This window comes from Streptococcus sp. FSL L8-0526 (assembly GCF_038007145.1).
Lineage (GTDB): Bacteria > Bacillota > Bacilli > Lactobacillales > Streptococcaceae > Streptococcus > Streptococcus thermophilus.
The window spans coordinates 133,179-156,340 of the sequence record NZ_JBBOWP010000001.1; the positions used below are offsets into that span (position 1 = coordinate 133,179).

Consider the following 23,162-nt stretch of genomic DNA (forward strand, 5'->3'; position numbering starts at 1 on the left):
AATAAATTGTCAGAATTTTTGACAGTGAACCCTATCGAATTTCTATAAACTAAAGTTGTTCTTAGCTAAGACAATTATAAATACACGAGGTAAAACTTATGAAAACACATAACCGTAAAGGCGGCTATTCAGCCAATACTGCAAATGAATACATTGATAACAAACAAGCTATTTACTGCTTAAGCACAGAACTCGAACCACAACTTAAGTTTGAAGATAATCAGCCAACTGGGGAGATTATGGCTTATAAAGCTTGGTTCACTCAAAAAGGACTTCCGCCATTTCAAGTAAAATTTGAATCAGAAGTAGAATTGCCTGCTTATATGACAATGGTGCAATTCGATAATCTTCAAGCCTGCGAGGTAGGCTTCAATGTTTACTTCAAAGCCGACAATCTCAAGGAGGTCAAATAATGACTAATAAGGAACTGGCGCAATACTTGCTTCAAAGCCTCAATATGGGGCTTGGAGCACTTATGCAGGGAGAGACCAGCTATACCAATAGTTTTGATGTCAAGATTATGTCTGATGGTTTTCTCTTTATTCCACGTCTTCCAGCAGGCTACATCATTGATGACGACCTCTATCAGAAAATCTTCTTAATTGCCAATGCTGCGCTCTATCCACGCTATACCTTGCTTAAGCAAAACTCTGCCTATTTTATGGCGCTTGATACTGACGATATTCATGTACAGCGTGGACTCTTCTTTCCTTGGAAAAAAGGTGTCTCTGAACGGCTGGTCATTCCGGATTTGGAAGAATTCACAGTCTCCCAAAAGGACACCTTCATTCCCATTATGAAGAATCTATCCCTTGATTATAATAAGGTGACCTCACTAGCTATCGCTGGGAACAGCGGTTCTGGGAAGTCCTATGCTTTGACTTACTTCTTAAGTCTTTTGCAGCCTATTTCTGATCTTATCATTGTAGACCCTAAGTTTGACACCCCGTCACGTTGGGCTCGTGAGAAGGGCATCGCCGTGATTCACCCTCAGAAAAACCGTTCTAAGTCAGACTTTGTTTCAGAAGTCAATGAAAATCTTAGCGCCTGTTTAGGACTCATTCAGAAGCGGCAAGAGATTCTCTATGACAATCCCGAACACATCTTTAGTCATCTGACAATTGTCATTGATGAAGTCTTAGCACTCTCAGAAGGAGTCAATAAGGCTATTAAAGAGTCGTTCTTCTCTCTCTTATCACAAATTGCTCTGCTTGGACGAGCTACCAAAGTCCATCTGCTCTTGGTGAGCCAGCGTTTTGACCACAACACCATTCCTATCTCAGTTCGTGAACAGCTCAATGTCCTCATTCAGATTGGCAATATTAACAAGAAAACAACGCAATTTCTTTTTCCTGACCTTGACCCTGAAGGGATTGTCATTCCAATAGGCAAAGGAACCGGGCTGATTCAGATTATTGATAATGAACACCCTTATCAGGTCTTACCGCTGCTTTGCCCAACCTACTTCACCAAGAAAGGCATTCTATAATGAAAAAAACTTTCTTTCAAAAAACGTTTAATCTCAATGTCACTCTTTTAGTGCTTGGCTCCTTGTGCTTCTTCTTGAAATTTGGTCTGAGTCTCCTTATTCAGTTGCTCGAAACTTCTAGACTAGCAGCTACTTATGAGGTCTTTAATCTTATTAGTGAGAAGTTAAGTCTCCTTGCACACTATATTCAGCTAGGTGCCCTCTGTCTTGTCCTAATCCCAATCTTTTTGATTGGCATTGAACTCATTCAGCGACTGACGAAAGATTCACTTTGGAACTATGTCAAGTCTGTTTATCAGACCTTTCGCATGCGACAATTCCTCAAACAAGAGAAACAGTCTGAACCCATTATCACTGCTGAAAATCAGACCGTTACCCGTTTCAATCCCATTTTGAAGAGCTTTAATCAGGCTGTTTCAAAATGCACTGTGGACGTGAGGAAAGAGTCTATCAATCTCTTTATCAAGGTGCCAAGAACCCAGCAGGCACAGAAACTTTTAAAAGAGATGGAAGGGCATATCAAGGAAGAAATTGCCAGCCGTAATCCGAGTTATTATTTTTCATCTGCTCATCGGGTCAAACAGACGCTTTGGTTCACAGGAGCTAAACGCTAAGGAAAAGGCGGTGCTTGGCTCACGCAGTGAGAGCCAGAAGTACCGCCTTTTTAAACCCTATCGCAACCATGTAATGGGGTTACTACGACCCCCATTACACCAATAATCACTAATCAAAGAAAGAAAGACAATGACAAAAGAAAGACGCTCAAATAAATGGGCATTCCTGCTCTATCAGGAAAGTGCCCCTGCTAACTACTTAGAAGTTCTTGAAAGCATGCATGTGCCATTTGTACTCAGTCCATGGCATGACAAGGATATCAATAAAGAAACCGGAGAATTTAAAAAGTCTCATAAGCATGGAGCATTCTTCTTCGATTCTCTCAAGAGTTATAAGCAAGTATCCGAGTTAATCAAGAACAAATTGAATGGTCCTGCTCATGTAGAAGCTGTCCAATCGCCCAAGGGACTTTTCGACTACTTCACCCACGCCGAGAATAAAAATAAAACTCAGTATGATGTGAATGATATTGAGGTAGGTTGTGGTTTTAACCTCGACAAGTTTCTTGTAGAAATGAATCAAAATGAGTTTATGAATGAAGTCGTGGATATCATTGAACAAAATGACTTCACTGAGTTTGAAGAGTTGGTATGGTTCGCTCGTACCAATCATACACCGTTACTTGGGCTTATCATTGAACATACCTACTTCTTCGCCAAGTATCTCGATTCAAGAAGATGTAACCCTCAACGTAATAACATCATGAAGGAGGATAAAGAATGCAAGTAATTCTTCCTGATGAGCAAATTCACCAAATTCAGTTACTGCTTTCAAAACTTATCCAAAAGGAAATTGAACAGCAACTAGAACAAAGTGGCTTGAATAGTCCTTATCTAAATAAACAACAAGCCTGCAACTATTTAGGTATCTCTAATAACACACTGGATGCTTGGATTCAAAAAGGATTTCCTGCTATCAAAATAGGGAAAACAATTCGATTTCATAAGGACTCTATCGACCGCTGGCTAACCCCACGCAACTAGAAAAATCAGGATTTTTGTTTTATAATGGTCATGATATTTTCTGGTTCGATATACAAGGAGAATGTCATGACTATCACTAAGACAAAAAACGGAACTTATCGCTTAAAAATTTACATTCCTATTGAAGCACGCATGCCCCTCGGCATCGTCAATAATAGCTACTTCGATAAGCGATTTAAGACAAGAAAGGAAGCCCGACAAACTGAAATAGACTTACTAACTAAACTCAATCAAATTGAAGATAATGAGTTCATAGGATTGAATAAACAAGAGGTTCTTTTCAAGGATTTCTATGAACAAATTTGGTGGGAAGCCTACAAGGCAGGTCAGACCACTTCAACAACTAGACCTCCTAGCAAATCAACGGTAGTTAATACTAAAACTTGTTTTGAAAAACACCTTCTTCCCTTACTTGGAAACTACACTATTCAATTTCTAAATCAGAACAAGCAAGTTATTCTAAACTTGATGACTGCTAAAGCTAACGAATACGCCAACTTCAAGACCTTGAGAAGCTATGTGATTTCCATATTTGATTGGGCTGAGGAACTTGAATATATTGAGACTAATCGCCTAGCTAAAACCTTACGCCGTATCAAGGCAACAAAGAAAATTCAACTATCTGAGGCAAGACGAGATGAAGACCTCTATCTGACTCAGGAACAGTTACAAGCATGGTTTACTGCTTTTAAAGAGGATTTGGATAATGGTAAGATTTCTCTTAAAGACTATGTTTTGTTCTACCTGACCTTCTTTTTAGGAGATAGAAAATCCGAAACTTATGCTCTGCAATGGAAACATATTGATTTTTCCAAAGCTCAAATCCAACTGATTCAAGCCTTAGATAGGTATGGAGAAGTCAAATCAACCAAGGGAAACAAGAAAACTATATTTTCAATTTCTAATGACCTGCTTGAACTCCTTTCTTCTTGGAAAGAGCAACAAAAGTATGAGCTAGCTCGCTTTGGAATTATGACTAATCCTGAGCAGTTTGTCTTCACTTATATAGACACCAAAGGAAACGTCAATAAGCCTTTACACGCTGACTATCTCAACAATAAGATGAAGACTATCAGAAAGCGACACCCTGAACTTGCACACGCTACACCGCACAAGTTACGTCATACAGGAGCAACTTTAGCTAAAGAAGCCGGCATGAGTTTAGAAGCTATTTCAGAAGCTTTGACTCATAGCGATACAGGAACAACTCAGATTTATGTCAATACTTCTAATGTCGTTCCTATGGCAGTTGGTGAATTTGCCTTAAAATCACTAAAACAATAAGGTGAAAATAAGGTAAATTTTGAGGTGAACTTTTCAAAAAAACACGAAAAAAGCACCCATGAGGTGAACTCTTGAGTGCCTTGAAACGTTGATATAATCGCTTTGATTAACGTTTTGAGAATTGTGAAGCTTTACGTGCTTTCTTAAGACCTGGTTTCTTACGTTCAACCATACGTGCATCACGAGTAAGAAGTCCAGCGCGTTTCAATGAATCGCGGAAGTCTGGGTCTACTTGAAGAAGTGCACGAGCGATACCGTGACGGATCGCACCTGATTGACCAGCGTATCCACCACCTACAACGTTAACATGTACGTCGTATGAACCTTCAGTTGAAGTAACTGCGAAAGGTTGGTTGATAACGAGACGAAGGTCTGCGTGTGGGATGTATTCTTCTAGATCTTTTTTGTTAACAGTGATTTTACCAGTACCTGGAACCAAACGTACGCGTGCAACAGCGTTTTTACGGCGTCCTGTACCTGCATATTGTGCTTGTGCCATTATATTAGTGCTCCTTTCCTCTTAGAATTAGATAAGTCCTGAGATATCAAGTACTTCTGGTTGTTGTGCAGCGTGAGTGTGCTCACCGCCAACGAAGACTTTCAATTTCATACCTTGTGCGCGTCCAAGAGTATTGTGTGGAAGCATACCTTTAACTGATTTTTCGATCAAACGAACAGCGTTTTTAGAACGAAGTTCACCTGCTGAGATTTGTTTCAAACCACCTGGGTACATTGAGTGAGTGTAGTAGATCTTATCAGTTGCTTTTTTACCAGTCAATTTAACTTTTTCAGCATTGATAACGATTACGAAATCACCTGTATCAGTGTGTGGTGTGAAAGTTGGTTTGTTTTTTCCGCGAAGTACGCTAGCAACTACTGCAGAAAGACGCCCAAGTGGCACATCAGTTGCGTCAACGACATACCATTTACGTTCAACTTGGCCTGGTTTAGCCATAAATGTTGTTTTGTTCATGATTTCTCCTATATATAGTTCGATTTTTGTTTACGAGTGATGGGTGTCCCTTCCCATCGAAAAGTATTTGGAAGGTTCCGGGGCCTTTCAAATGGGGTAAACAATACCGTTTAACATAATATCAAAAAAAGAAGTCCAAGGCAACACTTACCTACCATCTTTTCTTAGTTTTTTAGCGATTTTTTCTTCTTTTTCATAGAAAACGCTTAGCGGAATTTACGGGTATTTTCTGCTAAGTGAACTAAGTGGCGTAAAAAGTCATGCGTTTTTGCTTGGTAATCATAAGTCCTGCCTAAATCATAGATATAACCATTGATATAATCAACTTCTGTCTGACGTCCTTTGTTCATATCTTGGTACATTGACGGATAATGCAGAGGGCTTGTTTCCGCGCTAACATACCTAATAGTCTCCCATTCTTCATCACGACTATTCAGAGGAGTAATGCCCGCTAATTCGGCAACGTTATAAGCTTCATCAATTAATTGACGTCCTAGTTTTTCGGCACCTTCATAATCAATGAATTGTCCCATACGAATTTCAAAAAGGGTGCAAATGGTATTGATGACAGAATTGAACACAACTTTTGTGTAAAGTGTTCCTAAAAAATTATCAGTCAGATTTGGATTGAGGTTTGAGGCTTCAAATTCAGTTATTATCTGCTTTTGAACATCATCGACCATCCCTGATTGAGCGGCAAGATTAATAGAACCAGCACCTGCTTTTCCAATAAAATCAACATTTCCTGCGTCTTTCAAGACCGTTCCAATCAGACAAGTTCCTGCTAAAACTTTTTCAGGCGCAAAATAGCGATTGATTTTCTCGATATGTCCCATGCCATTCATTCCTGTGAAAACATATTGATTTTCGTGGAAGAAATGCTTACTTCGTTCGATCAACTGTGACAAATGCATTTGTTTATCAAAAATGATAAAAACATCTGGTTTCCCTTGGTATTCTTCTGGTGTCTGAATGCTAATTGGAATCAGATGACGATTTTTACCATCACGTGATTGATAAACACCACCTTGTTTTCTAACCGTGTCGATTTGCTCTTCCCACGTATCAATAAAATCCACTTTAGCACCGAGATGTTCTTTTAATAGCAGCCCAAAACGTAGTCCCATTGCACCACTTCCAAGTACAGCATAAGTCAAAGCCATGTCTTTTCCTCCTTTGATTTTAAAAATTATATCACTTCATCAGTCGAATATGGAGGAAATCAGGTATAAAATTTTCTTATGGCTAGCTATAAATAAAGCAATGAAAGATTTCATGTGCTTTTTCAAACAAGTCACTAACTATTAACTTTAATATTGTAATCCAAACTAACAACTTTTTCTGTATAAGCATCGGCTGTAATGCGAATACAATAAGTCTCCACTTTTAAAATAGAGCTTTTGTGAATCTTTTAAGTCATCACCATCTATTTGATAATAGTGATGATGATTATTATCTACGATAGTTAGATGAAGGTTGCCATTATCTGTCGTCGCATTAACCTTGACCTCTAATTTACCAGCTTTTGGAACTGTAAAATACCCTTTAGCCACTGTCAGAGAGGTTTGTGCCGCATCATTACTTTTATAAGTTTTATCATCTTTCATGGAAAAATTAACTGATTGGCTATTGTGTTTATTCCAAATACCAACAGCTATTACACAAATGAGGACAAAAATTGGTAGAGCAATCAACCATAAGCGAGAGTTTGTCTTGGATTTGTTGTTAGTCGTCAATTGCATTTCATTTTTGACTAAGTCATCAACTGAGATTCCAAAGTGTTGACTAATTTTAATGAGCATTTCAACATCGGAATAACTTTTCCCATTTTCTCAACTAGAAACCGTTTGTCAAGATACATGGAATAAATTAACAAACCCATCTTGACTAAGATTATTCTTTTTTCTTAATTCATTGATATTCATTATAAAACTCTCCTTTCGCTACTGACGTAACGAGTACATTATCTCCTTTTTCGTTTTGAAACACTATCCAATATCCTTGACATATTAGCTAAGGTGCCTTTACATCGTGTCAAATTCACTTGACAGTCCCATTTTACAATAAAAGAGCAGCATTTTACTACTCTTTTTACTTTAACTTTATCTAGCTTTCTCACCAATCGTAAAGACGGCTAACGTCCCTGGTCCGAAGTGGGTAGAAATAACTGGACCTAGTGGCATAATAAGAACTTGCTCAATGCCGTTAACTGTTAACAATTGTTCTTTTAGATTCTCAGCAGCTTCTAAATCATTAGCATAAGCGACAATCGCTGTGCTATGTCCAATATCCTGAGTAGCATACAACACCATTTCTTTAATGGCTTTTTTACGTCCACGGATTTTAGCCAAAGGAACCAACTTACCCGAATCGTCTAGCCAAAGAAGGGGCTTGATATTAATCAAACTACCAATAATTGCTGAGCTCTTAGAAAGACGGCCCCCACGCATAAGATGATAGAGATCATCAACTAAGAAATAAGTTCGTAAACGTGGCAAAATGTCCTCAATCATGGCTTTCGTTTTGGCTAAACTCTTACCTTGGTCACGAGCTTCTGCCGCCAAGATAGAGAGATAACCTTCTCCACCTGCTGCCGCCAGGGTATCTACAATCTCAATGACAGCTTCTGGATGCTCATCCAAAATCATGTCACGCGCCATAACGGCACTTTGATAAGTACCTGAAAGCACTGATGAGAAGGCCAGATAAAGGAGATCATCACCATTTTGAGCGTGACGACGAAAAACCTCTTCAAATTGACCAACATTCACCTGACTTGTGGTCGGTTGACCTCCTTCTTGCATAGCTTCCAACAGACGGTCACTCGTTAATCGATTGGGGCCAACGGTCTCATAAGTAATATCATCGAGCGTAATGGTTAGACCAATAAGTTCAACATCATTCTCCTGAGACCATTTTTCATCTAGATCTGCTGTTGAATCTGTCAAAATTTTAAATGTCATATATCCCTCTATTTTATTTCATTTAAAAGGTTCTGTAATTTTCCTAATTGTGTTTCGTCCCATGGACGTAACTTGGGGGTTGTTAAGTCAATATGTGCTGACATCTTGTCTAAATCAGACTTAACGGTATTAACACGCTCCTCCAACTCACGTGCTGAAACACGTAAAGCTCCTTGAGAAAAGATGGCCCACTGTTCATTTAAGTCGCTAGTTGCTACTTCAACTAGATTTTGAATAGTATTCATCTCGGCTGCTGAGCGCTCAATATAGCTATCAGCTGTCTCGTCTTCCTCAGTAAAAATAACACTGACACGGTACTGATCATAGCGCTGACGATTCCCTGGAACAAACTGGGCATCAAACACACAGATGATATCAATATGCTCAAAGTTGGCATAATGATTAAGCTTACGAAGCAGTGTTTCACGAGCTTCGTCAAGCTGATTGGTCTTAAAGAGTTGACGGGTTTCTTTCCAAAAGGCAATCATATTATAACCATCAACCAGAAGTATTCTTTTTTTCATAGTTACAATCGGTTTCGATAAACTTCATACATAAGAACCGCAGCTGCCACACTGGCATTTAGGCTCTGCACATGGCCACCCATAGGAATAGTAATCATCTCATCAACTTGTTTCTTGATGTTAGCGGAGATCCCCTTACCTTCATTACCAATGATAAGAGCAATCTTGCCAGCTGTGTTCCATTTATGAGATGCTGTACCATTCATATCTGTACCAAATACCCAAAAACCTGCTTCTTTAAGCTTATCAAGGGTTTGGCTAAGATTAGTCACTCTTGCAATCGGAATATACTCCACCGCTCCTGTTGATGTCTTGGCAACGACAGGTGTTACCCCTACAGCACGATGCTTGGGAATAATGACTCCTGTCACCTGAGTAGCATCAGCCGTTCGTAGGATGGAACCAAAGTTATGAGGATCATTAAGTCCATCTAAAATGAGAATCAGAGGGTTCTCCTCTTGCTCAGCCTTATCCATAATAACTGAGAGATCAGAGTAAGCGAACTCTGACACACGAAGGACGAAACCTTGATGAACAGCCCCACCTGTCATATCAGACAAGGTTTTCTTTGGTGTCCAAGAGATGGAAACCTTCTTTTCAGCTGCCAAGGCCTTAATAGCATCCACATTTTTCCCTCGAAGATCGTCTTGAATATAGAGTTTGTTTCCAGTATTAGCTTCTAGACTCTCCGTTACAGCATGCACACCATAAACAATGTCCAGGATTGATTCTTTAGTTGTTTTCATATGCCTATTCTATCATAAAAAAAGCACTCTTACGAGGGCAAAGCGTATTAAATAAATGTAATTTCCGCTAGGTAAAGCACTAGAAGAAATAAAACAACCCTTGCAGCAGCCAAAGTCTGCTTACCAATTGTATCTAGATCTGCAATTGATTCCGCAATCTTTCTCGCAGCCTGGGTAATGGTTTTACCTGCTGCTTGTAAGATGTCAATTGAGCCTGCACTTGTTGAACTGTTTCCGGAAATCTCTGAGATAAGTTCGTCTGTAAAGGTTACTTCTGACGAATAGATCAAATTCTCAATCTATATTTTTATCCAACTGACTTATTTCTGCAGTTGTCTATACAAGAGAGCTATCAGTTTCTTAAACCACTTCAGATATTGGGCTTGAATATCTTCGCTCAGATCCAGCTACTGATCGGTCCTCACCAAGATCCTGGACACGAGCCTCTTCTGAATGAGGTTTAGCCATAGAAACACTCGTTTCTACAATATCAACTTGAGAATGCACCTCAAGAAGCGCCTCATCTGTCTCACTTGAAGAGAAAACCATCAGTGACGTTAAGGTTACCACTGAGCTTACTTGACTGGGTGGTTCTGCCTGGGCTTCAACTGAAGAAAAATCAACTTACGGAGCTGATGCCTCACTATTAACATAATCTATTTTAGCTTCATCAGATTTCACCTGAACTTCGTCTGCTTTACCTGTTTGCAACATAAAACTAGACAAAATCAAAACAACAAAAGTTGTATAGAAAACTTTTTCCTTAGCTATTTCATTCACCTCCTCATTTTTGATATAGACTCATTTACTAACATTATAGACTTCTTTAACTTTCTGTTAAAAGAGTTTTATTAAAAAACGTTATAGTATCGGGATTACACGTGTCAGACACTCCTTAATTTCCTCATTTTAAAGCCTCTAAATATCAGTTTTATCTTATTTTTATTGTTAAAACACTGAATTACTTTGATTCTCAAACAATCTTGATTTTTAGACATCGTTTATTTTTCACAATCTAGATGAATTTTAAACAACAAAAAATCCTGCTCTCAGCAGAATTTTTAGATTTCTTTTTCAACTTCATCAATGCACCAAGCAACCAACTCTTCTAGACGGTCGATATCCTCGGTCATATGAAGATAACCCATGACTGCCTCGAAGCCTGTTGACATTTTATAGGTAATAACATCCGTATTTTTAGCTTTGGTATGACTCTTAGCATTACGACCTCGTTTGTAGATGTCCAGCTCTTTTTCAGTCAAAAGCTCTCGCTCTAGCATTTTTTCAATGAGGCTAGCTTGAGCCTTGGCGGAAACATAGCGTGTAGCTAGACGATGCAATTGATTTGGCTTAGTCTGTCCTTGAAAAATCAGGTGACGGCGAATGTATAAGGAATAAACAGCATCTCCCTCAAAGGCGAGTGCAATACCATTAATAAGATTTACATCAATGTGTTTAGTCACGTGTCCACCTCACGCCCTCCTTGGTATCAAGAAGTTTGATACCTTGAGCAGCTAACTCATCACGAATACGATCTGCTGTCGCAAAGTCCTTGTTGGCACGAGCTGCTTGACGCTCTTCAATGAGTTTTTCGATATCTTCATCAAGAGTTTCTTCTTCGAAAACAATACCGAAGACTTGTAGAATTTTTTCAAAAGCATCTTTAACAGTTTCATCATAGTTGCCTGAATTAATCCATTTAGCCATATCAAACAGAACAGTCACACCATTTGCCGTATTAAAGTCATCATCCATAGCCGCCTGGAAAGCATCAAGATAAGTTTGCAATTCGGCTTGGCTTACCTCTTCTGTTAGTGGTAGACTGTGCGTATTTTTCAAATACTTGAGATTGACTTCAGCATCATGGATAGCTTTCTCGGTAAAGTTAATTGGTTTACGATACTGTTGTGTCGCTAGGAAGAAGCGAAGCACTTGCCCATCAACCGTCTTAAGCATATCATGAACAGTCACAAAGTTACCCAAGGATTTTGACATTTTCTCATTGTCCACATTGACAAAACCGTTATGCATCCAGTAATTAGCAAAGGTCTTACCAGTCTTGGCTTCTGATTGTGCGATTTCATTAGTATGGTGTGGGAACTCAAGGTCCGCACCTCCACCATGGATATCGATAGTATCCCCAAGGATTTCAGTTGCCATAACAGAACATTCGATGTGCCAGCCTGGACGTCCAGGTCCCCAAGGACTTTCCCAAGAAATCTCTCCTTCTTTGGCAGCTTTCCAAAGGGCAAAATCCAGAGGATCTTCCTTACGATCTGTCTCAGCATCCGTACGTCCGCTAGCACCAATTTCAAGATCTTCCAAGGTCTTGTTGGCTAATTTAGCATAATTGTTTGACTTAGTTACTCGGAAGTATACATCACCTTCAGAAACATAAGCAAAACCTTTATCAATCAAGATTGATACAAATGCAATGATTTCATCCATGTAGTTAATAACACGAGGATTTTGTGTCGCTGGTTTGATTCCAAGTTGTGCGGTATCTTCCATAAAGGCTGTGATAAACTTGTCTGATAATTCTTTGGTCGAAATACCAACTTCATTGGCCGCCTTGATAATCTTATCATCTACATCTGTAAAGTTAGAAATGTAGTTAACAGTATAACCACGATACTCAAAATAACGACGAATGGTATCAAAAGCTACTGTTGAACGGGCATTTCCGATATGAATATAATTGTAGACGGTTGGTCCGCAAACATACATATTGACAGTGTTCTCTGTCAAAGGTACGAAATCACGGAGCGAACGTGTCATTGTATCATAAATTTTTATCACTAGAGATTCCTTTCAATTAATTGGAAACTATTTTTTATCCCTAAAATGGTTTAAGTATAAACATAAGAGTATAACGAGAATGATAATCCCCATGGCCGCAACTAGCAGACCTTGAGCCAAAAGAAACATAGCAGAAACAAAGCTCCCAACTATATAAAATAAAAGACCAAAAAAGGATTACTTTTGAACAATTTTTTTCACAACTCAAGTCTCACTTGTGACGTTGCTTGTAGACAATACCAGCCCACAAAAAAGAGATACAAAACCATAAAGCAGCCCTGCTATAATCCCCTCTATGTAAAGCAATGTAAACAAGAGCGAGTGGACCTACAACGGTCAGTCAAGTCACCTTTGAACTAAAGAGTCTCATCTTTTTCTTTCCTTATAGACGTGATGAGTGAAAGCTAGCTGCTTTTAGAAGATCTTCTAGCTTTTCGCTATAGTATTCACGACCTTCCTCAATGTCATGAATCACTTCTTCATCCTTTTTACCGTGAACACGTACGACCTTAGCAGGGACACCAACTACCGTAACATCTTCTGGGACATCGGCAACAACCACAGCTCCTGCACCTACCTTGGCATTTTTTCCAATCTCAATAGGCCCAATAATCTGAGCATGGGCTGAAACCAATGCACCCTCACGAACGGTTGGGTGACGTTTTCCGACATCTTTACCAGTACCACCTAAAGTAACACCGTGATAGAGCATAGCTCCTTTTTCAACCACAGCTGTTTCACCAATGACAAGGCCAGAACCGTGATCAATAAAGACACCTTCAGCAATCTGAGCCCCAGGGTGAATCTCAATCTGAGTCCAAAATCGCCAAAATTGACTATGCATACGAGCTAAGAGTCGACAATTGTGGCGCCAGAGAAAATGTGAGATACGATGAGCGGCCAAGGCTTTGAGACCAGGATAGGTTAAAAGAACCTCCAAACTTGTCCGAGCCGCTGGATCATTTTTCTTTACAATATCAATACTTTCTTTCCACCACCCCATATAGGTCACTCCTTATATCATTATTGTTTACTGTCGCCTTATTATCTTTTCAGAGGTTTGATAATACCAGGATTACTTGCTATCATCCTCAAAATAAGCCCAATTGACTAACTCAGGATGCTCATCAAAAGGATTGATGACAACACCTTGAACCTTGTCCAACTCATTTTCGCCACTTGAAGGCTGGTAAATTTCTGCCAATGGCCACTGCAGAATGGTCCCTTTAGCCTTACGGAAAGGTAAACCAAAAGTCTCGCTCCCGTACCATTTAGCAAAGCTCGTCAAGTTTGTAAACACAGGCACATAGCTCTGCCCCTCTGCATTCGACATAGTCGCAAAGAAACGGTCATTCTGACCATCTTCCTCGCGCTTGTGAACGAAGGCTGGAACAAGATAAATCTTATCCTTAGGATCTGCCTTTTGATTTTTCTCACCCAGAAGATTATTAAGAGTCTGAGTAAAATAGTTGATGAATTGAATTAATTCACTGCTTGCAAAAAGAGTGGTATTCGAGAAGTCACCCACCTCTTTAAGGTTAAAAGCAAGGCCAAAAAGTTCTGCCTCAACAAGCTGAGATAGAATATCTAAACTTGAACATTTTACCCAAGTCTGCTCTTTGGCACTATCTTGAGTATTTTTAAAGGCTTGCAAATCCGGCTCACTTGTAAAGACTGGAACAACTTTCTTCCCTTCTACTTCAACTGCATAAAGGCTTTTAGTTGCCAATACCGGAGTATGTTGGAAGTGATTAACCAAGGACAGACTAGTCAAAAAATGGTCTGGTTCCGTTAAAAACTCTCTCAAGGTTTCATCAAAGGCTTGCAATTCTTGATTTTCTGTCATTCTTCTACTTATTCTTTCGTTTCTGATTCATCACTTTTTTTCGGTGCTTCCACACTTTCATTATGATGGTCTGGTTTATGATGAGAACAACAACAGTGAAGACGCTCTTCTCCATTTTCCCTGTCTTCATTTTTTTCAGGTTTAGGAAGCAAGGTTTTGATTGAAGCATCAACACGACCTTTTTCATCGATTTTGATAATTTTAACGGTTACCATATCCCCAACCTTAACCACATCTTCAACATGCTCAGTGCGATTCCAAGCTAATTCTGAAATGTGGACTAAGGCATCAGTCTTATTGAAGAGGTGGACAAAGGCACCGAACCTTTCAATACGCACAACTGGTACAGTGTAGACCTCGCCAACCTTAGCTTCACGTACAAGGTCAGAGATAATTGTTTTAGCACGGTCAATAGCATCCTGATCACTAGAGAAAATCTGAACGAGCCCTTCTTCATCGATATCAATTGTGACACCTGTCTCAGCGATAATCTTGTCAATGGTTTCACCACCCTTACCGATGACAACCTTAATCTTGTCAACAGGAATCTGAATACTATCAATCTTAGGAGCTGTTGGGGCCAATTCCGAACGTGGTTCAGCAATCGCTGACTCAATAATATCAAGAATTTTAAAACGTGCCACCTTAGCTTGAGCTAAAGCTTCCTCAAGAATAGCAGGTGTAATTCCTGAAATCTTAATATCCATCTGAAGAGCTGTAATACCTAGACGTGTACCAGCCACCTTAAAGTCCATATCACCAAAATGATCTTCTAAACCTTGAATGTCGGTTAGAACAGTGTAGTTGGTTCCATCTGAAATAAGACCCATGGCAATCCCCGCAACAGGTGCCTTAATCGGCACCCCACCGGACATAAGAGCCAAAGTGCCTGCACAAATAGAAGCCTGTGAAGAAGAACCATTTGACTCCAAGACTTCGGATACCAAACGGATAGCATATGGAAACTCTTCAACGCTTGGAAGCACTTGAGCAAGGGCACGTTCACCTAAAGCTCCGTGACCAATTTCACGACGGCCTGGTGCACCGTAACGCCCTGTTTCACCCACCGAATACCGAGGGAAATTGTAGTGGTGAAGGAAACGTTTCTTATACTCTGGATCCAAACCATCAACGAGTTGTGTATCACTCATAGGGGCTAAAGTCAAGACTGATAAGGCCTGGGTTTGCCCACGTGTAAAGAGACCTGATCCATGAACATTTGGCAGAAAGTCAATTTCAGCATCCAAAGGACGAATCTCATCCAAACGACGACCATCAGGACGAACCTTGTCTTCTGTAATCAGACGGCGCACTTCAGCATGTTCCATCTGCTCAAGAATTTCTACCACATCACGTAGAATGGTTTCCTTATCTTCATCTTCTGCAAAACGTTCTTGATAAGAAGCGAGGACCTCTTCTTTAACAGCCTGGGTTGCTGCCTCACGCGCCATTTTTTCTTCCACCTGAACAGCCTTAGCTAACTGATCATAATAAACTGCTTCAATTTCAGCCTTCAAATCAGCATCCACTTGGAGCAGTTCAACCTCAGCCTTTTCCTTACCAACAGCCGCAACAATATAATTTTGGAAATCAAGCAACTCTTGAATAGCTTCATGTCCCTTCAAAAGTGCTTGCAACATGATGTCCTCTGACAATTCCTGAGCACCTGCTTCTACCATATTGATGGCTTCCTTGGTACCTGCCACTATCAAGTCTAAATGTGAAACTTCTTTATCTGATGCACTTGGGTTGATGATGAAATCTTCCGCTGCATAAGCCACTTGAACCCCAGCAATAGGACCATTGAAAGGAATATCCGAAATAGAAAGTGCTAAAGAACTCCCAAACATAGCGGCCATTGGCGCACTAGCATTTTCATCATAAGAGAGAACAGTATTAATGACTTGAACTTCGTTACGAAAACCCTCCGCAAACATGGGACGAATAGGACGGTCAATAAGACGAGCAGTCAAGGTGGCATCAGTTGAAGGTCGTCCCTCACGCTTGCTAAAGCCTCCTGGGAACTTACCAGCCGCATACATTTTTTCCTCATAATTAACCTGTAAAGGAAAGAAATCTGCAGTTGCCATCTTTTTAGACATAACAGCTACTGACAATACGGTTGTATCTCCATAACGTACTACAACAGCACCATTAGCCTGCTTGGCTACTTGTCCCACTTCCACAACAAGTGGGCGTCCTTCAAAGGTCATCTCAAAAGTTTGTTTAGCCATGTTTGATCCCTCTTTTTATCCATAACCAGCCCCACAAAAACGAACTGGTCAACTTTATATCATTCATTTGATATAACTTCCATTTTACCATATTATAGTCGAAAATGGCAGAGCTTCGGCATAAGTTGCGCTCCAAGCTTTTCTCGATTTCAGATATTTAGGTGGTTTTGTGATATAATAAACGCTTATGAGAGACAAAGGAATGACTATGAAAAAATTACAACACAGCATTATGATTGCCTTAATCTTAATAGGTCTAGCAACACCTGCCCTAGCACAAGATCAGACTGATTCCTTCGATGTTGCTGCAAAACATGCGATCGCTATCGAAACCACTACAGGAAAAGTGCTCTATGAAAAGGATGCTACAACTCCTGATGGTGTTGCTTCAATGACGAAAATCCTGACAGCCTACATGGTCTACAAAGCCGTTGATCAAGGTAAAATTACTTGGGACACTGAGGTAGGTATCTCAGATTATCCATTCAACTTAACAGTTGATCCAGAAGTTTCAAACGTCCCACTAGACTCTCGAAAATATACTGTTAAACAACTCTTAGATGCCACCCTCATTAGTAGTGCCAACAGTGCAGCAATTGCTCTAGCTGAAAAAATCTCAGGAACAGAGAGTACCTTTGTTGACACTATGACAGCCCAACTAAAAGAATGGGGCATTACAGATGCTAAATTATTTAACGCTTCGGGTCTGAACAATAAATATCTAGGAGATAACCGTTATCCTGGCTCTAAACCAGATGACGAAAATACCATGAGTGCTCTAGATATTGCGATTATCGCAGACCATCTCATCAAAGACTATCCCCAAGTACTCGAAATCACCAAACAAACCGAGGTTGATTTCGAGGGTGACAACAAATTGACTACCCACAACTACATGTTAGAAGGCCAAGAAAACTACCGTGAGGGGGTTGATGGACTTAAGACTGGAACAACTGAACTAGCTGGGGCATCCTTCGTAGCCCACTCCAATGAAAATGGCATGAGCTTGATTACAGTCGTTATGAATGCGTACAATGGTGGGGACGATGAATCTGCACGTTTCACAGCCACAAATGAGTTGCTAGATTATGTGACACAAAACTGGGAAATCAAAACCCTCAACACTAAGGGACAAATCGTCAAGAAAAATGATATCAAGGTAGCCGATGGAGACAGAAAAAACATCTCTGCTAGGCTCGAATCAGATCTTACAGTTGTCCAAAAAAGAAATAGCCAAAATGATTCAGTAAAAATACAAGCAAAAACCGTGACAGCTCCTATCAAAAAAGGAGATACCATTGGAACAGCAATATATGATGATAAAGATCTCGTAGGAACAAGTTATATTTCTGATCCACCTCAAGTTGATGTCACAGCCAACCAGTCCATTATGAAAAGCTTCTTCTTAAAAGTTTGGTGGAATCATATCCTTAATTTCTTCACAGGAAGCAAGTAAACACAAAACTATCTTTTGATATCAAAAGATAGTTTTTATTTGCTTTGAAAATCGTGGTATAATCGTAAAAGCTCCTTCTCAACACCTTAAGTTCCTCTCAAAATGTGGTATAATAAATACCCAAAACACATGAAAGAACAAACCATGAAAAAACTGATTACACTTATTATGACCTTCTTACTCTGTCTGGGAAGCGTAACTCCTACTTTTGCAGCAGATAAGAAAAAAGGATTTGATGCCTCAGCCAAGCATGCTATTGCTGTCGAAGCAACTACCGGTAAGATTTTATACGAAAAAGATGCGACTACCCCTAATGGGGTTGGCTCTATTACCAAACTTCTAACAGCCTATATGGTTTATAAAGCGGTAGACCAAGGAGACCTCAAATGGAACACTAAAGTTGACATTTCTGACTATCCCTTTGAATTGACTGTCAGTGTCGGAGTCTCCAATATTCCACTAGATGCCCGTAAGTACACTGTCAAACAGCTCCTCGACGCAACTCTTATTGCCAGTGCCAACAGCGCAGCCATTGCCCTAGCCGAGGAAATCGGAGGTACTGAGAGTAAGTTTGTTGATATGATGAAAGCCCAACTCAAAGACTGGGGTATCACTGATTCCAAGATTGTCAATGCCTCTGGACTTAATAATTCCTATTTAGGTAATAATATTTATCCAGGTTCTAAATCAGACGAAGAAAACACCATGAGTGCCAAGGATGTTGCTGTCATTGCACAACATGTGATTAAAGAATATCCCGAAATCCTCGACATCACTAAAAAGACAGAAGCTAATTTTGATGGTGTCAATAAACTCAAAACCTTTAACTATATGCTTAAAGGACAGCCTAGTTACCGCAAGGGAGTTGATGGGCTCCAAACGGGTACCACTGATTTGGCCGGAGCCTCCTTCGTAGCCCATTCAAATGAAAGTGGGATGAGTATTATCACAGTCATCATAAACGCTGAACACACCGATACGGATGACTATGCCCGGTTTACCGCAACCAATGAACTCCTTAATTACGTGGTCTACCATTGGGAAAGTAAGACTATTGCTAAGAAAGGACAAGCCATCAGCAAAGGCCAAGCAGATGTCCTCGATGGTAAATCCAAGCAAGTGTCTGCTGTCGCTAAGTCTGACTTTAATATTATCCAAAAAATAGATGCTAACAATAACAAACACATTAAAGTCACTACCAACCAGATGCAAGCCCCTGTCAAGTTAGGAGACAAGGTGGGAACAACCACCTTTGAAGATAGGACTCTTGTAGGAAATGGCTACCTACCTAATCAAGGCATCCCAAGCATAGAACTGGTTGCTGGTAAAGAAGTTAAGAAGAGCTTCTTCCTCAAGGTTTGGTGGAATCACTTTGTAACCTTTGTCAACGAGAAACTCTAATACTTACAGTCGAGCGTGGCTCGGCTTTTTCTTTTACGCCTGCTTTACGGAAAGGTTGACTCTATCTTGACTCTTATTGACACAAAAAGACAGATTATGGGTGTAATCTGTCTTTGATGTTTAATATTTACACTACTGTAAAGGTTAATTTATCTTTCGAGCAACCAATCTTAAGGGTCTGTCCGCTAACAACTTGGCCACCTAGTAATAACTCAGACAACTTGTCCTCCACTTGAGTTTGAATCGTACGACGTAATGGACGAGCTCCCATCTCAATATCATAGCCATCCTTAGCCAAATGCTTAAGAGCAGCTGGTTGGAATTTTAAGCTTATACCTTTATCGGCTAGAGCTGAAATTAATGGTTTAACCATAATCTTGACAATGTCATGTAGTTGTTCTTCCTCTAAGCTGTGGAAGACAACCTTCTCATCAATACGGTTAATAAATTCTGGACGATAGGACTTCTTAAGCTCTTCCATAATGCGTGCTTGCATGGCTTGGTGATTATGAGAAATAGTTTGAGCACCAAAACCAACAGTTTTATCATCACGAAGAGCTGTAGCTCCCAAATTTGAGGTCATAATGATGATAGTGTTTGAAAAATCAACCTTACGACCACGGCTATCTGTTAAAACACCGTCATCCAAAACCTGTAAGAGAACGTTGAAGATATCTGGGTGAGCTTTCTCAATCTCGTCAAAGAGAAGAACTGAGTAGGGCTTATTTCGAACTTTCTCTGTCAGCTCTCCACCCTCATCATATCCGACATACCCTGGAGGAGCACCATTAAGGCGACTAGCCGCAAATTTTTCCATATATTCCGACATATCAAAGCGAAGCAAAGCTGATTCATCATCAAAGAGAACTTCCGCCAAAGCCTTGGCCAATTCTGTCTTACCAACACCAGTAGGTCCAAGGAACATGAAGGAGCCAATAGGACGTTTTCCAGTACGAATACCTGACTGATTACGACGAATAGCACGGCTGATAACCGAAACCGCCTCATCTTGACCAATAACACGTTTGTGGAGTTCTGATTCAAGATTCAGGTAACGCTTGCTGTCAGTCTGCGTCATCTTCTCAACAGGGATACCTGATAAACGACTAAGAGTTTGCATAATCTGATCCGCATCTACCAAAGCAGGTTTAGGAAATTTTGCCTTTTGATTAGCCTTGTACTGTTCAACAGCAGCCCTAATATCCCCAGATAGAAGTGCTTCATCCAAAGGTGTTATCTCACGTTTGGCCTCTTTTTTGATACGAACTTGAACAGTTGCACTCGCTTCATCTAAAAGATCAATTGCCGAATCAGGCAAATTCTTACTCGTCAAATAGCGATGCGCTGCCTTGACTGCCGTCTCAACTGCCTCGTCCGTAATTGTCACACGATGATAGTCTTCATAAGACGAACGCAAACCGTTTAAAATATCGATTGCTTCAGATACACTTGGTTCTTCAATTGTAATTTTAGCAAAACGACGGGATAAAGCCGCATCTTTCTCAATATGCTTTTGGTATTCAGCTTGCGTGGTTGCTCCAACCATGTGAAGTGTCCCGCGCGCAAGGGCCGGTTTCAAAATATTAGCCGCGTCCAAGGTACTATCAATACCTGAACCAGATCCAATAATCGTATGTAGTTCGTCAATAAAGAGAATGATTTTCCCATCAGCTTCAATCTCATCAATAATCTGATTCATACGCTCTTCGAAATCACCACGGAAACGTGTCCCTGCAACAACGCTCATCATGTCAAGCTCTAAGATACGCATATCAGCCAATTCAAATGGTACTTCGCCTGAAGCAATACGTTGCGCTAAACCAAGAGCAAGTGCTGTCTTACCGACACCAGCTTCACCTACCAAGACGGGATTATTCTTCGTTTTACGACTCAAAACCTGGATCATGCGTGAAATTTCTTCATCGCGTCCAATAACGGGATCAAGATTTCCTGACTCCGCTAATGCAGTTAAGTCTTTGGTATAATCTGCCAGTTCACCAGTAGATGATTGAGGAGGTTGCATCATATTGGCAAAATTCCCAGATGCTTTTGATTTCTTAGGTTTACGAAGATCGTGAATTGCCTTCAAATCTTGCTTGCTAAGACCAGCATTACGCTCCAAAGAACGTCGTAAATCTATGATGCGAGGTTTATCGCTATCATCTTTATATTGAAAACCAGCCACTTCAAGGAGGCGACAAACCATTAAATCCTTATGAAGAAGGAAGGCCATCAATACATGTTCAGACCCTACCTCTACAGCACCAGTCACACTAGCGATTCCTTGCGCCTCTTGCAACATAGCCTCTAGCGCAGGTGACTGTGCACGTAAATCGATAATATCTGATTCCGACAAGTCTTTTGGCCTCTTCTCCATAGCCAATACAGCAGCTGTCTCAATCTCTTCTGAATGAATACGGTCCTCAAAATCAGTAAATGTTAAGTAGGCTACAGATCCCGGAATCTCAACCATAGCCAGAAGCACATGCCAAGTCTCCAAGAAAGGACTTTCAAAACGCTCCGCTTCAAGCTGAGCACGATGGAAAATGGCCTGCATTTTTCTTGAATATATCGTCATCTAATTCCCTTTTCTATCCAATCTAAGTAATAGCGAGCGTAGAATACGCGAACGAATGATAGCCGCATCTTCGCCTAAAACATCATCACTAGCAGTCGCTAAAATCAAATTTCCCTCACGCTCAGTGATAATCTTTTCATCAAAAAGCAACTGAATGAGGTCTGTAAAGACTTGTTCGCTGAGCTGATCTTCCAAATTTTGCAGCAAATCATTAATCATATGGTGTTTGTCGGAGAATCTAACTTTGACAATGCGAATATAGCCGCCACCACCACGTTTACTCTCAACAATATACCCACGACTCTCTGTAAAACGAGTCTTGATAACATAGTTAATCTGACTTGGTACTACTTGAAAAGCATCTGCTAAGTTCGAGCGTTGAATCTCAGCAGTTCCAGACTGGCCCAGCAATTCTTTAATATATTCTTCTATACTATCTGATGTATTTTTTGCTGATGTATTTCTTGCCAACTTAATTCCTCCAGTCTAATTTGACTATAACTGACTATTATTATACCAAAAATGTTAGCACATGGGAAACTATACTCTCGAATAGCTTTTTTAAAATTGCCATTAGAGAACGTATAAGATATAATAGATAAGATTAAAAATAGTAGATGTCTCATTTTTTTACTGAAATATCCTGAACACCACGATAAAACTCACATTCCTTGAATTTTATCTCTTATTCCATTTCCTTATGAAAGGTTACTCATGAAATACATCATTGCATTCTTAATCTCTATGATTCCCCTTGTTGAACTCCGTGGAGCAGTTCCTGTTGCTATCGCCTCAGGTATTCCTTGGTGGCAGGCCCTTGTCCTTTGTGTGATTGGGAACATGCTTCCAGTTCCAATTATTTTCTTCTTCGCCCGCCGTGTTCTCAAGTGGGGTGCTGACAAACCTTTTATCGGTGGTTTCTTTACCTGGTGTCTAAAAAAAGGCCATAGTGGGGGTCAAAAGCTTGAAAAAGCTGCTGGAGACAAGGGTATCTTCTGGGCCCTTCTGCTCTTTGTAGGAATTCCAATTCCAGGAACAGGAGCTTGGACTGGTACGCTTGCAGCATCTATCCTAGACTGGGACTTTAAGCGCAGTGTTCTAGCTGTTATGCTCGGAGTTATCCTCGCAGGTATCATTATGGGAACTCTCTCTCTTCTATTTGGAGTAGACACTCTTGCTCATTAATAGAAATGTTTAGATATCTGGAGAATTGCTCAGACGTTTTCTAATTACAACAAAAAAGAAGTTACGATTGATTCACGTAACTTCTT

The 23,162-nt window shown here is 40.2% G+C and carries 26 protein-coding genes; 9 read left to right on the forward strand and 17 right to left on the reverse strand.

The features are described from left to right. The first annotated feature begins 98 nt into the window (after positions 1-98). The 6 genes from NSQ85_RS00690 to NSQ85_RS00715 all read left to right on the forward strand — a co-directional run bounded on the left by NSQ85_RS00690 (position 99) and on the right by NSQ85_RS00715 (position 4,371). Positions 99-413, forward strand: a complete 315-nt coding sequence (locus NSQ85_RS00690) for a hypothetical protein (RefSeq protein WP_014621059.1) — start codon at positions 99-101, stop codon at positions 411-413. Beyond that, positions 413-1,489 (forward strand): ATP-binding cassette domain-containing protein, encoded by a 1,077-nt coding sequence (locus NSQ85_RS00695; RefSeq protein ID WP_084828429.1) that lies wholly within the window; start codon positions 413-415, stop codon positions 1,487-1,489. Before NSQ85_RS00690 ends, NSQ85_RS00695 begins: the two co-directional genes overlap by 1 nt. After that, positions 1,489-2,103: a hypothetical protein gene (locus NSQ85_RS00700; RefSeq protein ID WP_014621057.1), complete on the forward strand. Its 615-nt coding sequence runs from the start codon at positions 1,489-1,491 to the stop codon at positions 2,101-2,103. Before NSQ85_RS00695 ends, NSQ85_RS00700 begins: the two co-directional genes overlap by 1 nt. A 130-nt stretch (positions 2,104-2,233) precedes the next feature. After that, a complete protein-coding gene (locus NSQ85_RS00705) occupies positions 2,234-2,833 on the forward strand; it encodes a replication protein (RefSeq protein WP_014621056.1) in 600 nt (199 codons plus the stop codon). Beyond that, the gene (locus NSQ85_RS00710) at positions 2,824-3,087 is read left to right on the forward strand and encodes a helix-turn-helix domain-containing protein (RefSeq protein WP_014621055.1); all 264 of its coding nucleotides are present in this window, start codon (positions 2,824-2,826) and stop codon (positions 3,085-3,087) included. Before NSQ85_RS00705 ends, NSQ85_RS00710 begins: the two co-directional genes overlap by 10 nt. Positions 3,088-3,153: 66 nt before the next feature. Further along, positions 3,154-4,371 carry a site-specific integrase gene (locus tag NSQ85_RS00715; RefSeq protein ID WP_340780907.1) on the forward strand — a complete coding sequence of 406 codons (1,218 nt, stop codon included), beginning with the start codon at positions 3,154-3,156 and terminating at the stop codon, positions 4,369-4,371. A 106-nt stretch (positions 4,372-4,477) separates the two neighbouring features. Here NSQ85_RS00715 and rpsI read toward each other — a convergent pair whose 3' ends face one another. From rpsI to pnp, 15 genes are all read right to left on the reverse strand, one after another. Beyond that, positions 4,478-4,870 carry a 30S ribosomal protein S9 gene (gene rpsI / locus NSQ85_RS00720; protein ID WP_002947796.1) on the reverse strand — a complete coding sequence of 131 codons (393 nt, stop codon included), beginning with the start codon at positions 4,868-4,870 and terminating at the stop codon, positions 4,478-4,480. Positions 4,871-4,897: 27 nt separating this feature from the next. Next, positions 4,898-5,344 carry a 50S ribosomal protein L13 gene (rplM, locus tag NSQ85_RS00725; RefSeq protein WP_002886374.1) on the reverse strand — a complete coding sequence of 149 codons (447 nt, stop codon included), beginning with the start codon at positions 5,342-5,344 and terminating at the stop codon, positions 4,898-4,900. Between the two features lie 206 nt (positions 5,345-5,550). Then, positions 5,551-6,507, reverse strand: coding sequence for a ketopantoate reductase family protein (locus tag NSQ85_RS00730; protein WP_340780909.1), 957 nt, complete (start codon positions 6,505-6,507; stop codon positions 5,551-5,553). 165 nt (positions 6,508-6,672) lie between these two features. Further along, entirely contained in the window at positions 6,673-7,146 is a 474-nt protein-coding gene (locus NSQ85_RS00735) for a hypothetical protein (protein ID WP_340780910.1), read from the reverse strand. Positions 7,147-7,446: 300 nt separating this feature from the next. Next, positions 7,447-8,307: a DegV family protein gene (locus tag NSQ85_RS00740; protein WP_084828428.1), complete on the reverse strand. Its 861-nt coding sequence runs from the start codon at positions 8,305-8,307 to the stop codon at positions 7,447-7,449. 8 nt (positions 8,308-8,315) lie between these two features. After that, on the reverse strand, positions 8,316-8,831 hold the full coding sequence (locus tag NSQ85_RS00745) for an NYN domain-containing protein (protein WP_084828427.1): 516 nt from the start codon (positions 8,829-8,831) through the stop codon (positions 8,316-8,318). 2 nt (positions 8,832-8,833) lie between these two features. Continuing rightward, complete coding sequence (rlmB, locus tag NSQ85_RS00750) at positions 8,834-9,577, reverse strand: 23S rRNA (guanosine(2251)-2'-O)-methyltransferase RlmB (protein WP_100262598.1); 744 nt, start codon at positions 9,575-9,577, stop codon at positions 8,834-8,836. Between the two features lie 47 nt (positions 9,578-9,624). Further along, complete coding sequence (locus NSQ85_RS00755; RefSeq protein ID WP_084828425.1) at positions 9,625-9,867, reverse strand: hypothetical protein; 243 nt, start codon at positions 9,865-9,867, stop codon at positions 9,625-9,627. A gap of 70 nt (positions 9,868-9,937) precedes the next feature. Continuing rightward, positions 9,938-10,126 carry a hypothetical protein gene (locus NSQ85_RS00760; protein WP_100262597.1) on the reverse strand — a complete coding sequence of 63 codons (189 nt, stop codon included), beginning with the start codon at positions 10,124-10,126 and terminating at the stop codon, positions 9,938-9,940. Between the two features lie 75 nt (positions 10,127-10,201). Beyond that, positions 10,202-10,357, reverse strand: coding sequence for a hypothetical protein (locus NSQ85_RS00765; protein WP_002948458.1), 156 nt, complete (start codon positions 10,355-10,357; stop codon positions 10,202-10,204). A 281-nt stretch (positions 10,358-10,638) separates the two neighbouring features. Next, on the reverse strand, positions 10,639-11,040 hold the full coding sequence (locus tag NSQ85_RS00770) for a Mini-ribonuclease 3 (protein WP_011680620.1): 402 nt from the start codon (positions 11,038-11,040) through the stop codon (positions 10,639-10,641). Continuing rightward, positions 11,033-12,376: a cysteine--tRNA ligase gene (cysS, locus tag NSQ85_RS00775; protein ID WP_065972795.1), complete on the reverse strand. Its 1,344-nt coding sequence runs from the start codon at positions 12,374-12,376 to the stop codon at positions 11,033-11,035. Before cysS ends, NSQ85_RS00770 begins: the two co-directional genes overlap by 8 nt. 382 nt (positions 12,377-12,758) lie before the next feature. Further along, complete coding sequence (gene cysE / locus NSQ85_RS00780; protein ID WP_002948444.1) at positions 12,759-13,379, reverse strand: serine O-acetyltransferase; 621 nt, start codon at positions 13,377-13,379, stop codon at positions 12,759-12,761. 72 nt (positions 13,380-13,451) lie between these two features. Next, positions 13,452-14,222: an SseB family protein gene (locus tag NSQ85_RS00785; RefSeq protein WP_340780911.1), complete on the reverse strand. Its 771-nt coding sequence runs from the start codon at positions 14,220-14,222 to the stop codon at positions 13,452-13,454. 8 nt (positions 14,223-14,230) lie between these two features. Further along, positions 14,231-16,456, reverse strand: a complete 2,226-nt coding sequence (gene pnp / locus NSQ85_RS00790; protein ID WP_340780912.1) for a polyribonucleotide nucleotidyltransferase — start codon at positions 16,454-16,456, stop codon at positions 14,231-14,233. A 208-nt stretch (positions 16,457-16,664) separates the two neighbouring features. Between pnp and pbp3 (NSQ85_RS00795) the strand changes: the two genes are divergently transcribed. Together pbp3 (NSQ85_RS00795) and pbp3 (NSQ85_RS00800) are read left to right on the forward strand one after the other, a co-directional pair. After that, entirely contained in the window at positions 16,665-17,912 is a 1,248-nt protein-coding gene (gene pbp3, locus NSQ85_RS00795) for a D-alanyl-D-alanine carboxypeptidase PBP3 (protein WP_340780913.1), read from the forward strand. Between the two features lie 144 nt (positions 17,913-18,056). Beyond that, entirely contained in the window at positions 18,057-19,313 is a 1,257-nt protein-coding gene (pbp3, locus tag NSQ85_RS00800; protein WP_340780915.1) for a D-alanyl-D-alanine carboxypeptidase PBP3, read from the forward strand. 127 nt (positions 19,314-19,440) lie between these two features. Here the strand turns inward: pbp3 (NSQ85_RS00800) and NSQ85_RS00805 are convergent, their stop codons facing one another. Beyond that, on the reverse strand, positions 19,441-21,891 hold the full coding sequence (locus tag NSQ85_RS00805) for an ATP-dependent Clp protease ATP-binding subunit (RefSeq protein WP_340780917.1): 2,451 nt from the start codon (positions 21,889-21,891) through the stop codon (positions 19,441-19,443). Then, positions 21,892-22,362, reverse strand: coding sequence for a CtsR family transcriptional regulator (locus NSQ85_RS00810; protein WP_340780919.1), 471 nt, complete (start codon positions 22,360-22,362; stop codon positions 21,892-21,894). Between the two features lie 243 nt (positions 22,363-22,605). Between NSQ85_RS00810 and NSQ85_RS00815 the strand changes: the two genes are divergently transcribed. Continuing rightward, entirely contained in the window at positions 22,606-23,076 is a 471-nt protein-coding gene (locus NSQ85_RS00815) for a COG2426 family protein (protein WP_100285118.1), read from the forward strand. The last annotated feature ends 86 nt before the right edge of the window (positions 23,077-23,162 follow it).